Origin of the sequence: Sphingomonas sp. JC676, assembly GCF_014489075.1 — a bacterium.
GTDB lineage: Bacteria > Pseudomonadota > Alphaproteobacteria > Sphingomonadales > Sphingomonadaceae > Sphingomonas.
In genome coordinates this window covers 310,812-323,414 of sequence record NZ_JACTGR010000003.1, presented here as the reverse complement: position 1 = coordinate 323,414, position 12,603 = coordinate 310,812, and the positions used below count along the sequence as shown (strand labels likewise).

Sequence of the window (12,603 nt, the reverse complement as noted above, 5' to 3'; positions counted from 1 at the left end):
CTTACTTTCCTTGGGTCTGGCTGTTGACGGGGGCACTAGCCCCGGTGCGGGTGAAAGTCACGGTGAGGTGGCGATCGTCGGGCTTGCCGCCCGGAATCGGCTGGGCATTGACGCGCATCGCGACGCCGTATTTTTCCCGGGAGGCCGAAGTGCGACCCTGGAGCGCGTTCCGGATTTCGTCGCCGGTGCCGACCTCGAAGCGGCTGAGAAAACCGCCGACGATGCGCGGCGGATAGCGCAGCGAATCGGCTTCCTTCTGGGTCTTCGCCTTGCGCTTCTGAACGAAATCGAAGGTGAAGCTAACCGTATCGATCAAGTCGGCCTTGGCGCCGGTGGCGGCGAAGCCGGTCCGGACCAGGATAGCCGGATCGGCGTCCTTGGGCAGCAGTTGCTCCTTGCCGACGGCGCGCCAGCCGGTGCCGGACTGTCGATAGGCGCCGCTCTGATAGTCGAATTCGTTGGCGGCGGAAACGACTCGGGCCGGATTGGCGAACATGCCCTTCCAGCGATCGGCCATCACCTTGTCCGGATCCATCAGGCGGTTTTCAACCTTGGCCGCCATTTCCTCGTTCATCGCCGCGTCCGCCTGCGGCGCATGGCCGCAGGCTGCGGTCGCGAGGCCGCAGGCGATAAGGAGAAGGGCGGCCGCAGCGCGCATTACAGGGCTTCGGCGCCCGAGATGATCTCGACCAGCTCGGTCGTGATCGCGGCCTGGCGGGTACGGTTGTACTGGATCGTCAGGCGATTGATCAGATCGCCGGCGTTGCGGGTGGCATTGTCCATCGCCGTCATCTTCGAACCCTGCTCGGACGCGGCGTTCTCGCGCATCGCACGGTAGAGCTGGATGGCGACGTTGCGCGGCAGCAGGTCCGCGAGGATCGATTCCTCGTCGGGCTCATAGGTCACCGCGGCGTCGGCGGCACCGCCGGTGGGAGCGGCAGCCGCAGCGGCCGGGACCGCGACGGGGATGATCTGCTGCTCGGTCGGCTCCTGGGTGAGGACCGACTTGAAGTTGGAATAGAAGAGCGTCGCCACGTCGAACTCGCCGCCCTCGAAGCGGGCTATCAGATCGTCGGCATAGCCGCGCGCATCGGCGAAGCCGAGCTTGCCGAGGTCACCGGGCTCGATCGAGTGGATGATGTTCTTGGGGAACAGGCGGTTGAGCACGGCGCGGCCCTTGCGGCCGATCGTGTAGATCTTGACTGTCTTGCCTTCGGCGGTGAGCTCCTGCGCGCGACGCCGGGCGAGGCGGGCGATATTGGAGTTGAACGCGCCGGCCAGGCCCTTGTCGCTGGTCGCGACGACCAGGAGATGGACCTGGTCCTTGCCGGTGCCAGCGAGCAGCTTCGGGCTGGACTCGCTGACGGTCACCTTCGAGGCGAGGCTCGCGACCACGCTCTCGAGGCGCTGGGCATAGGGACGGCCGGCTTCCGCCGCTTCCTGCGCACGGCGCAGCTTGGCGGCGGCGACCATCTTCATCGCCTTGGTGATCTTCTGCGTCGACTTCACCGAGCCGATGCGGATCTTGAGTGCCTTGAGAGAGGCCAAGGGTGTTTTCCTTCTACTCCCTCACCCCTGCAAAGGGATGAGGGAACTCAATTAGGCAAAGGTCTTCGCGAACGCCGTCAACGCGTCCTTGAGCTTGGCGCGGGTGTCGTCCGACAGGTCCTTGGAGTCGCGGATCGCGCCCAGGATGTCGGCATGGTTCGCGCGCATGTCGGCGAGCATCGCAGCCTCGTAGCGGACCACGTCCTGCACCGCGACGGCATCGATGAAGCCCTGCGTACCCGCGAAGATCGACACGGTCTGCTCCTCGAAGGGCAGCGGGCTGAACTGCGGCTGCTTGAGCAGCTCGGTCAGGCGCGCGCCGCGGTTGAGCAGGCGCTGGGTCGAGGCGTCGAGGTCCGAGCCGAACTGCGCGAACGCCGCCATCTCGCGATACTGGGCGAGCTCGAGCTTGATCGAGCCGGCGACCTTCTTCATCGCCTTGGTCTGCGCGGCCGAGCCGACGCGCGACACCGACAGGCCGACGTTGATGGCGGGGCGGATGCCCGCGAAGAACAGGTCGGTCTCGAGGAAGATCTGGCCGTCGGTGATCGAGATCACATTGGTCGGGATGTACGCCGAAACGTCGCCCGCCTGGGTCTCGATGATCGGCAGCGCGGTGAGCGAACCACCGCCGTTGGCGTCCGACATTTTGGCGGCGCGCTCGAGCAGGCGGCTGTGGAGATAGAAGACGTCGCCCGGATAGGCTTCGCGGCCCGGCGGACGGCGCAGCAGCAGCGACATTTGGCGATAGGCGACGGCCTGCTTGGAAAGGTCGTCGAACACGATCAGCGCGTGCATGCCGTTGTCGCGGAAATACTCGCCCATCGCGGTGCCGGTATAGGGCGCGAGGAACTGCAGCGGCGCCGGCTCGGAAGCGGTCGCGGCGACGACGATGGAATATTCCATCGCGCCATTCTCTTCGAGCGTCTTGACGAGCTGCGCGACGGTCGAGCGCTTCTGGCCGACCGCGACATAGACGCAGTAGAGCTTCTTCTTCTCGTCGTCGCCAGCGTTGACGTTCTTCTGGTTGATGAACGTGTCGATCGCGACGGCCGATTTGCCGGTCTGGCGATCGCCGATGATCAGCTCGCGCTGGCCACGGCCGACGGGGACGAGCGCGTCGATCGCCTTGAGGCCGGTCTGCATCGGCTCGGAAACCGACTGACGCGGGATGATGCCGGGCGCCTTCACCTCGACGCGGCTGCGCTGATCGGTGACGATCGGGCCCTTGCCGTCGATCGGATTGCCGAGGCCGTCCACGACGCGGCCGAGCAGGCCCTTGCCGATCGGCACGTCGACGATGGTGCCGGTGCGCTTGACGGTGTCGCCTTCCTTGATCTCGGCGTCCGAGCCGAAGATCACGACGCCGACATTGTCCGCCTCGAGGTTGAGCGCCATGCCCTGAATGCCGTTGGCGAACTCGACCATCTCGCCGGCCTGGACATTGTCCAGCCCGTGGATGCGCGCGATGCCGTCACCGACGCTGAGCACCTGGCCGGTCTCCGAGACCTGGGCCTCGGTGCCGAAATTGGCGATCTGGTCCTTGATGACCTTCGAGATTTCTGCGGCGCGGATATCCATGTTCAGCCTTTCATCGCGTGCGCGAGGGAGTTCAGTCGGGTCTTGATCGACGAATCGATCATCTGGCTGCCGATCTTCACGACCAGCCCGCCAAGGAGCGAGGGATCGACCGAGAGGTCGACGGTAACCTTACGGCCGGTGCGGGCGTGCAGCTGCTGCTTGAGCGCGTCGACCTGTGCGGCATCGAGAGGATGGGCGGAGACGACTTCGGCCGTGATCTCGCCGCGATGCCGGGCGGTGAGCTCGCGGAAGGCGCGGATGATCGCCGGGAGCTGAGCCAGCCGGCGATTCTCGGCCAGCACGCCCAGGAACTTCGCGGTAGTCGCGTCGAGCTTGAGCACGCCGGCGACCGCCTCGATCGCCTTCACCGCAGCGCCGCGGGCAATCAGCGGGCTGGTGGTCAGCGCCTTGAAGTCGGCCGATTCGTCGAGCGCCTGCCGCACCGTGGCGAGGCTCGCCTCGACTGTGTCGATCGACTTCGCGTCGCGGGCGAGCTCGAACAGAGCGGTGGCATAGCGTCCGCTTAAGCTGGCCTGGATACCGCCGGAATTCTCCACGCGATTGTGTTCCTCTTGGAGGTTCGAAAGGTGGCCCCATGCAAAAAAGGGGCAGCACCGGAAGGGCGCCCCTATGGGTTGGCGGGCTGCTAGCATCGGGGGGCCGGGGATGCAACCCGAGTCGAATACAGGGATTTCGGGCGGGTCTCGTGCGCCCGCTTCTTTTCTTTGACTCGCATGGATGTCAGGGATGCTTGGGGAAATCGAGGGGGCGATATGAAGCGAATATCGGGGCTGCTCGCGGCGACTTTGCTCGCGGGCACGGCGCGGGCCGAAGTGATCGAGGTCACCGGCGAATTTCCGGCGAGCAACCGCGAGGCGAGCATGCTGGGCTCGATCGCGATCGAGCGGATCGGCGGGCAGGACGGACCGGCACTGGGCATCGCGATCGAGCGCGCGCTTTCGGGCACACATTTCGAAGTGCTGGCGGGGCGCACCGGCCGGGAGACCGCAGAAGGCGGCATCTCGGGCGCGGTCTCCACCGGCGTGGAGGAGGCGCCGTTCAAGCGGAAGGAGAAACAGTGCACGTCCAAGGATAAGGACGGCAAATGCCTGAAGGAGGAGCAGGTCGAGATCAACTGCCGGCGGCGTTTGATTACCATCAACGCGGACCTGCGCGTGGTGCGCAACAGCGACGGGCGCATCCTCTACTCCGACACCAAGCGCGCGGGCGACGATGTGAGCTGGTGCAAGAACGAACGGCCAAACCAGACTGCCGAGGATAGGATCTCCGACCTGCTCCAGGGGATCGCGGGCGGCTTCCGGATGGAGATCGCGCCGCATGTGGAAACCTATCGCATCCGGGTGCGCGAGAGCGGCAAGGGGATGCCCAAGGACGTGGCGAAGCAGTTCAAGGGGCTGGTGACGCTATCCAAGCGCGATCCTCGCGGCGCCTGCGCGGGCTGGGATTCGATGAACCGCCAGCTGCCGGGCAACGCGTCGGTGGTGTTCAACCTGGGCCTCTGCGCCGAGCAGCACGGCGAGTACGACGCGGCGCTGGCGCTCTATCGCGAGGCACAGCCACTGATCGGCGGGCGCGGCGGCGAGGCGGCCGACGGCGCGGACCGGGCGATGCGGCTGATTGTCGGACGCAAAGACGCCGCCGAGAGGGCCCGGCGGCGATCTTGAGCTGGTTTCCCGGGAAGCGCTTGCCGTTCCCGGGAATAGGGTCAGGCGGCTTTATAGGCCGTGACGCGGCGCCGGCGGACCGCGCCGCCGACCAGCGCGAAGCCGCCGATCATCGTCAGCCAGCTCGCCGGCTCGGGTACCGCGGTGACATAGACCTGGCTCTGATTGTCGCCGGCGAAGAGTACCTGGAGCTTGTGGCCCGCGATCGCGGTCCAGCTGCCATCGGCGATCTTCTGCAGATAGGTGTTGGCAAGCGCACGGGCGTCGCCGCTATTGCCGCCGACGGTGAAGAGATCGCCCGACGTCGTGTCGTAGGGCGTGTCCTGGCTGTCATGGACGATCTCCCAGATCGCGAGCTGGGTCGCGGCGGAGATGGTCTTGCGGGCGAGTGTGTCGCTTTCGGCGGCGAGCACGAGGTCCGAGTTCGTGAGCAAGGTCAGGAGCTGATCCTGGCGGCCGGCATCGGGGACCATCACCGAGATGTCCGCCCAGGCGAACGCGCCCGGATGGAAGGCGTGCAGAGCATCGACGCAATAGGTGAAGATGTCGAACGGCGTTCCGTTATCGGTGCCGACGACGTGGAAGCGGCTCATGCCGGGATTGCCGAAGACATAGCCCAGCGGCGTATAGTTGAGTGTCGATGCCGCGAGATAGCCGGGATCGGGCGTCAGGCTGTTGATGATGACCTGCGCATTGGCGGTCTGCGGAAAGGCAGCGGCTGCAAGGAGCGCGGCCGTCATCAAGGTCTTACGCATCGAATCCCCCCAAGCATCGTTAAAATACCGTTAAGACGATGCACGATTTTGGGGCAAAATGCGATAGACTTAGATCAATGTGCAGTCGTTCCGGAACAAGACGTGCCGAAATGGCACAATAACCGGAAACCTGAACTGAATACGTAACGATGCTCCCCCGCCCGCAGACAGGGGAGCATGAAGTTCAGCGCGGGCGGCTGGCGTTGTTGCGCGGACCGCCCTGGGCAGGACGGGCCTGCCACTTGCTCTTGGGGCGCGCATAGCTGCGCGGCGCATCGCCGCGCGGCGCATCGGCGCGGGGGCCATCGGCACGCCGCGGCTGATCGCTGCGCGGACCCTCGGGCCGGCGCTGCTGGTCGCCCCGCGGCGGACCATCACGGCGCTCGCCGCCGCGCGGCTGGCTGTCGCGGCGCTGGCCCTGGTGCTGTATCGCGCGGCCGCTGCGGCCATTCGCCTCGTCGCGGCTCACCGGCATCGGCGAGCGGCTCGACTTGATCTTGTTCGATTCGTTGACGAAGTCCGCCGGCAGCGGCTCGACGGTCACCTTCTGGCGGGTGAGCCGCTCGATGTCGCGGAGATACGGACGCTCGTCATCGGCGCAATAGCTGATCGCGATGCCGGTGGCGCCGGCGCGCGCGGTGCGGCCGATGCGGTGGACATATTGATCGGGCACGTTGGGCAGCTCGAAGTTGAAGACATGGCTGACGCCCGACACGTCGATGCCGCGCGCGGCGATGTCGGTCGCGATCAACACCTTGACCTTGCCCGACTTGAACTCGCTCAGTGCGCGCTCGCGCTGGGGCTGGCTCTTGTTGCCGTGGATCGCGTTCGAGGCGATGCCGCTGCCGCCGAGCAGGCGGACGACGCGATCGGCGCCATGCTTGGTGCGCGTGAAGATCAAAGCGCGTTCGATCGACGGATCGCGCAGCGCCAGCGTCAGCAGCGACTGCTTCTCGGCCTGCTGGACGAAGGTGACGCGCTGCTCGACGCGCTCGGCGGTCGTCGCCTCGGGCGTGACCTTCACTTCGACCGGGTCCTTGATGAACTGGCCGGCGAGCTCGCGGATCGTCTTGGGCATGGTCGCCGAGAAGAACAGGGTCTGGCGCTTCGAGGGAAGCTCGCGGACGATGCGCTTCAGCGCGTGGATGAAGCCCAGGTCCATCATCTGATCGGCTTCGTCGAGCACGAGTATCTCGATGCCGAGCAGGATCGCGTAATGCTGGTCGATCAGGTCGACCAGGCGGCCCGGCGTGGCGACGACGATGTCGACGCCGCGGGCGAGATCGGTCTTGTTCTTGTGGACCGAGGTGCCGCCGAACAAAGTGGTCACCGACAGCTTGGTGCCCTTCGAATAGGCGCGTGCGCTCTCGGCGATCTGGCTGGCCAGCTCGCGCGTGGGGGCGAGGACGAGCATGCGGCAGCCGCGCGGCGCTGCGCGCTTTCCGCTCGCGATCAGACGATCGATCGAGGGGAGCATGAATGCGGCGGTCTTGCCGGTGCCGGTCTGGGCGATGCCGAGCAGGTCGCGCCCTTCGAGCAGCGACGGGATCGACTTCTCCTGGATCGGAGTAGCTTCGGAATAGCCCTTCGCCGCGAGCGCAGCGAGGACAGTCTCGGACAGGCCGAGGTGCTTGAATTGCATTATGGAACTTTCAAATGCGGCCGACGCGCGCGGAATCCGGACGCGGAAGCGGTGTCAAAAATGACAACCCGCGTGATTAGGGAAGCCGGGGTCTTGACCGAGGCAGAGCCGGGCGCTTTCCCTCGAAAGGGGGCGGCCCATCACGCTGCATGATGCCTCGATGGCGGCGCATATGGCAGCGAGGCTGACCAAAGTCAAGGTGACACCGGGCGCACCGGGTTACGAAACCTTTAACGGTCTCCGTCTTAGAATTGCACTCCGGAAACATTGGAGTGCATGGTTTGCTGGTCGCGCGGCTGGAAGTGATGGGCGAAGTCGACGAACGCGGTGCGATCCGCTTCGCGGTGGACAGCGCGACGACGATCCGCGGCATGGACGGCAAGCCCTTCGACGTGACCGTCGAGAACTTCTCGCGCACGGGCTTCCTGTTCGTCGGTGACGTTGATCTGCCGGTGGGGACTTTGGTCTCGGTCGGGCTGGCGGGCGCCGGCGCGCGCGAGGCCAAGGTCGTACGCCGTGACGGACAGCAACATGGTTGCGAATTCCTGGTGCCGTTGCCCAAGCGCGAGCTGGTGCATGCCTTCAAGGGGCAGGCGCAGGTGGTTGCGGAGCTCGAAGCGCTGCTGCGCCGGGCACGCGAAGGGCGGCGCTAGGAGACCTGCGGTGCCGCGGACATTTTGGATCTGACGGAACAGGCAAAAAACCGCGCCGGACCAAATGACGGGCACCGGGTCCATGTTCAAACGTGTGTGCCTGCCCTCGAATATGCCGGAAAGTCGGTGAAGCCCACCGCGCCGCGACGGGTATAATAAGTGGATCGGTCGGCTTCGGTCAGTGGCCAGTCGTGCCTGAGGCGTTCCGGCAGGTCCGGGTTTCCGATAAAGGGTCTCCCGAAGGCGATCAGGTCCACCAATCCGGTGTCGAGGGCGGTTTGCGCTTCCTTGCGGCTGGTGAAACCGCCGCACCAGATGATCGCGCCCGGAAATGTAGCGCGCACCTTGGCCAGGAAAGCATGGTCGAGATGGCGCTTCTCGAAGTCGGCGGTCTCCATGTTTCCCGCAGGCATCAACTCGTAGACCAGATGCATATATGCGGCGCCGCGGCGGCCCAATTGCTCCGCGACGTACAGCAGGGTTTCTTCGGCAAGAGGATCCGCCGGCATGGAGTTGAACGCGCCGAACGGGGCGAGGCGAACGCCGACGCGTCCCGGGCCCATTTCACGCACCGCCGCATCGACGACTTCCATCAGGAACCGCGTGCGGTCTTCCGGGCTGCCGCCGCCATAGCGATCGGTACGCGTGTTCAGCACCGAGTTCATGAACTGGTCGAACAGATAGCCGTTGGCTGCGTGGAGTTCGACGCCATCGAAACCGGACTGCCGCGCGCGGGCGAAGGCTTGCGCGAAAGTGCCGACCAAAGCCGACACTTCTTCCGTCTCAAGGCGCCTTGGCGTGCCCGCCGGCATATAGGTCAACTTGCCCTCGGCATCGTGAGCGAACACGTCCGAACCCTCTGCCCGTTCGTCGGTCACACCCCAGGGGGCCTCACCATTCGGCATGAGCGACGGGTGCGCCATCCTGCCGACGTGGAATATCTGCGCGAATATCGTGCCGCCGCGTCGATGAACCTCATCGGTCACTAATTGCCAGCCCTGGCGCTGCGCTTCCGTGTAGAGGCCGGGCATCAGCGCATAGCCCTTGCTGGAGGCAGCGACGTTGATCACTTCGGAGACGATCAGGCCGGCGACGGCGCGCTGCCCGTAATACGTGGCCATCAGCGCATTCGGGACGTCCCCTTCGGACGTCCGAGTGCGAGTCATCGGGGCCATGACGATGCGGCTTTTCAGCGGAACCGCGCCGCCCAGCAAGAGAGAGTCGAACAGGTCTTTCACAGGGTCTTCCTTCGATCGGTGTGGATCGAAGGTTTACTCCTCGACAGGCATTCCTATCTGCACACCGTTTGGTCAGTGGTGTCAGATGAAGATCCTCAACAGGTTGCCGGGCTTGCCGGTCGAGCGCGCGCTCAAGGTCCTTTCCGGGCGGTGGAAGGCGGTCATCCTCCACACGCTGCTCGACGGTCCGCAACGCACTTGCGAGCTTGAGAGCCGCGTCGTCGGCCTCTCGCAGAAGGTTTTGATCGAGCAGCTGCATGCGCTCGAGGAACATGGAATGGTGCGCCGGCAGCCGAGCACCGGGGATGGGCAAGGGGTAGAATATCTGCTCACGCCGCTCGGCTCGAGCCTTCAGCCGATCCTGGCGTCGTTGATGGAATGGGGAGCCCATCACGCCAGGGAGCTCGATGAGGCGCACAGGCTTTTGCCATGCGAGGCCGTTGTTCGGGAGCGGTGAACCAGCGGCAGCTTAGCGGTCCTCTCCCCGCATGTTGAAGGGCTGGACCGCGGCGCAGCGCGGTCCCTTATGTCTGCGGTCGGTCCGAAAGCGATCTTGGCGTGCGCGCGTGGTCAAGCGGCAAATGCGCGCTCGCGATACGCGAACCAGTCGAAATCGGCCGCGTGCCCCGTGCCGGCCATGTCCTGACACGCCATGCCGACGAACGCGCCGGTGAAATTGGGAAGGCCCGGGGCGGTGGCTTCGTCGGAGAGGATCGAGGCGTCGAACTGCTCCGGGAGCCAGGCCCAGTCGTCGCCCTTGATGCGCCAGGCGAAGCGAAGGCGTTCGTAATCGACCTCGACGCGCAGCTCGATCGGGCCTTGCGGAATCGCGATCGGCGGGGTGAAAGCGTCGGCCTGGGTGCCGTCGGGGAGCGCGGACATCACGCGGAGGTGGCGGCCGATCTCGGCGTCATGGGTGACGTGGAGGTAATGGAACTTGGCGCCATTGTAATAGGCGACCAGCCCTGCGGCCTGCTGGAAATGCTCGGGCTCGAATTCCATCGCGCAGGACGCCGAATAGCAGAATGCCTGTTGACGCCGGGCAACGAGCGCCTGGGTGAACAGGCTGCCGATCGTCTCGCGGCCGTATAGCCGCAGATGACCGGGCCGCTCGGTCAGGCTGAAGATCGTGTCGGGCTCGGGGGTTCGGAGCCATTGCAGATCGATGGGCAGCGCAGCCGTATCGAAGTCATAGCGTGCCTCGGTGGCGCGCGGCGGCGAGGGCGGAAGATCGGGCGCGGGGGCCTCGAGCATCGGCAGGCCGGTGCGGTCGTGCGTGTAGAGCCAGCCATCCTCGGCCCAGTGCATCGGCTGGAGCGCGGTCTCGCGGCCCAGCACGCAGCGCCCGCGACCGGGCAGCGGGCGCCCGCAGAGATAGGCCATGAAGGTCTCGCCGTCGGGCGTGTCGACCAGATCGGCATGGCCGGCGCGGGCCAGCGGCGCATCGGGGCGGGTGCGGCTGCTCAGGATGTAGGTGTCGGGATGGAGCTCGTACGGGCCGAGCAGATCGCGGGCGCGCGCCATCGTCACGGCGTGGTTCCAGCCGGTGCCGCCCTCGGCGGTCAGCAGATAATGCCAGTCGCCACGGCGATAGAGATGCGGGGCTTCGGTGAGGCCGAGCGGCGTGCCGGCGAAGATGTTCGCGCGCTCGCCGACCAGCCGGCGCTCTTGCGGAGAATATTCCTGGAGGACGATCCCGGCGAAGCGGTTGTGGCCGGGGCGATGGTCCCAGAGCTGGTTGACGAGATATTTGCGGCCGTCCGCGTCGTGGAAAAGCGAGGGGTCGAAGCCGCTGCTATTCAGGTAGATCGGATCCGACCAGTCGCCGTCAATGGTATCGCAGGTGACGAGATAATTGTGGAAGTCGCGCAATGCCCCGCCGGTGGCGCCGGCGGTGGTGGTGCGACCGTAGCGCTTCACATCGGTGTAGATTAGGTGGAAGCGCTCGCCGTCATGGGAGAGGCAGGGCGCCCACACACCGCAGCTGTCGGGATCGCCGCGCATGTCGAGCTGGCTGGCGCGGCGCAGCGGGCGGGTGAGCAATGTCCAGTTCGCGAGGTCGCGGCTGTGGTGGATCTGGACGCCGGGGAACCATTCGAAGGTCGAGGTCGCGATATAATAATCGTCGCCGACGCGGCAGATCGACGGATCGGGATTGAAGCCGGGCAGGATCGGGTTGCGGATCATTCAGGGGCCTTCACCAGGGTCCATAGCAGAGCCGCGGCGACGAGATCGAGCAATCCGAGCGCGACGAAGAACGGGTTGTAGCCGATCGTCGAGACCAGTCCGCCGATCAGCAGCGAGAAGATCAGGATGCTCGAATTGGCAAGCAGCCCGGCCAGCCCGGCAACGGTGCCCAGCTCGTTCTTGCGGAACAGGTCGGTCGCCATGGTGATGCAGGTGACCGACAGCGTCTGGTGCGCGAACCCGCCCAGGCAAAGCAAGGCGACCGCCGCCCAGGCGCTCTCCACCGTGCCGACGAACATCATCCCCGTCATCAGCACCGCACCCAAAGTGAAGGTCCAGCGCCGCGCGTTGATCAGGCTGACCCCGCGCCGCTCGAGCCACACCACCACCGTCGGCCCGAACAGGCAGCCGAGATCGGCGGCGACGAAGGGGAGGAAGGCGGAGAGCGCGATCTCGCCCAGGTTGAAGCCGCGCACGCTGCTCAGATAGAGCGGCATCCAGAAGGTGAGCGTGCCCCAGGTCGGATCCGCGAGGAAGCGCGGGATCGCGATTCCCCAGAAGTTGCGCTGGCGCAGGATCGAGGGGATCGACGGGCGCGTGCCGGCGGCCTGGATATGTGCTTCCTGCCCGGCGAGGATGTGGTCGCGTTCCTCCTGCGAGATAGACGGATGGTTGGCGGGCGATCGATACCAGACCAGCCACAGCACGACCCAGAGCAAGGCGAGCAGCCCGGCGACGACGAACGCCGCACGCCAGTTCCAGAAATAGATCGACGCTGCCACTAGCGGCGCGGCCAGCGCCGATCCCGCCGACGCGCCGAGGTTGTAGACCCCACCGGCATAGCCGCGCTCGCGCGCCGGAAACCATTCGGCGACGACCTTCAGTCCGCCGGTGTGCGAGGTGCCCTCGGCAAAGCCCAGCAGCCCGCGCAGGACGAACAGCCATTGCCAGTTGATCGCCAGGCCATGCGCCATGGTCAGCACGCCCCAGCCGGTGGCGAACAATGCGAGGCCGGTGCGCAGCCCGATCGTGTCGAGAATATAGCCGACCAAGGGCTGGAGCATGATCCCGCCCTGGAACGCGGCGGTGATGTAGGAATATTGATGCTCGTCGATCTTGAGATCGGCCATGAAGGTGGGCGCGGCGACCGCGAGCGTGCTGCGGGTCAGATAATTGACGATCGTGCCGAGCATGACGATCGCGATGATCCACCAGCGCAGCGCGCGGGTGCGTTGCCAGAAGCCCAATCGCCCTCTCCACTTGGGCGTCTGAGCGCCCGTTAGCGCTAACGGTGGCGGGAAGCGGGGCATGGGG

12 protein-coding genes are annotated in these 12,603 nt (G+C 65.8%); 3 read left to right on the top strand and 9 right to left on the bottom strand.

From position 1 onward, the window contains the following. Nucleotide 1: 1 nt before the first annotated feature. From IAG41_RS12115 to IAG41_RS12100, 4 genes are read right to left on the bottom strand one after another with little or no spacing between them, the layout of a single operon-like run. Nucleotides 2-658: a hypothetical protein gene (locus tag IAG41_RS12115; protein ID WP_187728889.1), complete on the bottom strand. Its 657-nt coding sequence runs from the start codon at nt 656-658 to the stop codon at nt 2-4. Further along, nucleotides 658-1,548, bottom strand: coding sequence for a F0F1 ATP synthase subunit gamma (locus IAG41_RS12110; protein ID WP_187728888.1), 891 nt, complete (start codon nt 1,546-1,548; stop codon nt 658-660). The genes IAG41_RS12115 and IAG41_RS12110 overlap by 1 nt, the downstream gene beginning before the upstream one ends. A gap of 51 nt (nt 1,549-1,599) precedes the next feature. Beyond that, the gene (atpA, locus tag IAG41_RS12105; RefSeq protein WP_187728887.1) at nt 1,600-3,129 is read right to left on the bottom strand and encodes a F0F1 ATP synthase subunit alpha; all 1,530 of its coding nucleotides are present in this window, start codon (nt 3,127-3,129) and stop codon (nt 1,600-1,602) included. A gap of 2 nt (nt 3,130-3,131) precedes the next feature. Next, the gene (locus IAG41_RS12100) at nt 3,132-3,686 is read right to left on the bottom strand and encodes a F0F1 ATP synthase subunit delta (RefSeq protein WP_187728886.1); all 555 of its coding nucleotides are present in this window, start codon (nt 3,684-3,686) and stop codon (nt 3,132-3,134) included. Between the two features lie 216 nt (nt 3,687-3,902). Here IAG41_RS12100 and IAG41_RS12095 point away from each other — a divergent pair, with 216 nt between their 5' ends. Beyond that, on the top strand, nt 3,903-4,814 hold the full coding sequence (locus IAG41_RS12095; RefSeq protein ID WP_187728885.1) for a hypothetical protein: 912 nt from the start codon (nt 3,903-3,905) through the stop codon (nt 4,812-4,814). A 41-nt stretch (nt 4,815-4,855) separates the two neighbouring features. On the opposite strand, the gene IAG41_RS23200 is transcribed toward IAG41_RS12095, so the two are convergent. Beyond that, a complete protein-coding gene (locus IAG41_RS23200) occupies nt 4,856-5,569 on the bottom strand; it encodes a PEPxxWA-CTERM sorting domain-containing protein (protein ID WP_262408635.1) in 714 nt (237 codons plus the stop codon). Between the two features lie 184 nt (nt 5,570-5,753). Next, the gene (locus tag IAG41_RS12085) at nt 5,754-7,211 is read right to left on the bottom strand and encodes a DEAD/DEAH box helicase (protein ID WP_187728884.1); all 1,458 of its coding nucleotides are present in this window, start codon (nt 7,209-7,211) and stop codon (nt 5,754-5,756) included. A gap of 272 nt (nt 7,212-7,483) precedes the next feature. Between IAG41_RS12085 and IAG41_RS12080 the strand changes: the two genes are divergently transcribed. Continuing rightward, the gene (locus tag IAG41_RS12080; protein WP_187728883.1) at nt 7,484-7,864 is read left to right on the top strand and encodes a PilZ domain-containing protein; all 381 of its coding nucleotides are present in this window, start codon (nt 7,484-7,486) and stop codon (nt 7,862-7,864) included. An 86-nt stretch (nt 7,865-7,950) separates the two neighbouring features. Here the strand turns inward: IAG41_RS12080 and IAG41_RS12075 are convergent, their stop codons facing one another. After that, on the bottom strand, nt 7,951-9,102 hold the full coding sequence (locus IAG41_RS12075) for an alkene reductase (RefSeq protein ID WP_187728882.1): 1,152 nt from the start codon (nt 9,100-9,102) through the stop codon (nt 7,951-7,953). A gap of 85 nt (nt 9,103-9,187) precedes the next feature. Here IAG41_RS12075 and IAG41_RS12070 point away from each other — a divergent pair, with 85 nt between their 5' ends. Continuing rightward, nucleotides 9,188-9,559 carry a winged helix-turn-helix transcriptional regulator gene (locus IAG41_RS12070; protein WP_187728881.1) on the top strand — a complete coding sequence of 124 codons (372 nt, stop codon included), beginning with the start codon at nt 9,188-9,190 and terminating at the stop codon, nt 9,557-9,559. Between the two features lie 113 nt (nt 9,560-9,672). Here IAG41_RS12070 and IAG41_RS12065 read toward each other — a convergent pair whose 3' ends face one another. Together IAG41_RS12065 and IAG41_RS12060 are read right to left on the bottom strand one after the other, a co-directional pair. Further along, nucleotides 9,673-11,289: a glycoside hydrolase family 43 protein gene (locus IAG41_RS12065; RefSeq protein ID WP_187728880.1), complete on the bottom strand. Its 1,617-nt coding sequence runs from the start codon at nt 11,287-11,289 to the stop codon at nt 9,673-9,675. Next, a complete protein-coding gene (locus IAG41_RS12060) occupies nt 11,286-12,536 on the bottom strand; it encodes an MFS transporter (RefSeq protein WP_262408634.1) in 1,251 nt (416 codons plus the stop codon). Before IAG41_RS12060 ends, IAG41_RS12065 begins: the two co-directional genes overlap by 4 nt. Nucleotides 12,537-12,603: the final 67 nt, after the last annotated feature.

What these genes read in the sequence shown, in the direction of transcription:
- IAG41_RS12115 (WP_187728889.1), bottom strand. Translation starts at nt 658, where the DNA reads ATGCGCGCTGCGGCCGCCCTTCTCCTTATCGCCTGCGGCCTCGCGACC.
- atpA (WP_187728887.1), bottom strand. Translation starts at nt 3,129, where the DNA reads ATGGATATCCGCGCCGCAGAAATCTCGAAGGTCATCAAGGACCAGATC.
- IAG41_RS12095 (WP_187728885.1), top strand. Translation starts at nt 3,903, where the DNA reads ATGAAGCGAATATCGGGGCTGCTCGCGGCGACTTTGCTCGCGGGCACG.
- IAG41_RS23200 (WP_262408635.1), bottom strand. Translation starts at nt 5,569, where the DNA reads ATGCGTAAGACCTTGATGACGGCCGCGCTCCTTGCAGCCGCTGCCTTT.
- IAG41_RS12085 (WP_187728884.1), bottom strand. Translation starts at nt 7,211, where the DNA reads ATGCAATTCAAGCACCTCGGCCTGTCCGAGACTGTCCTCGCTGCGCTC.
- IAG41_RS12070 (WP_187728881.1), top strand. Translation starts at nt 9,188, where the DNA reads ATGAAGATCCTCAACAGGTTGCCGGGCTTGCCGGTCGAGCGCGCGCTC.
- IAG41_RS12065 (WP_187728880.1), bottom strand. Translation starts at nt 11,289, where the DNA reads ATGATCCGCAACCCGATCCTGCCCGGCTTCAATCCCGATCCGTCGATC.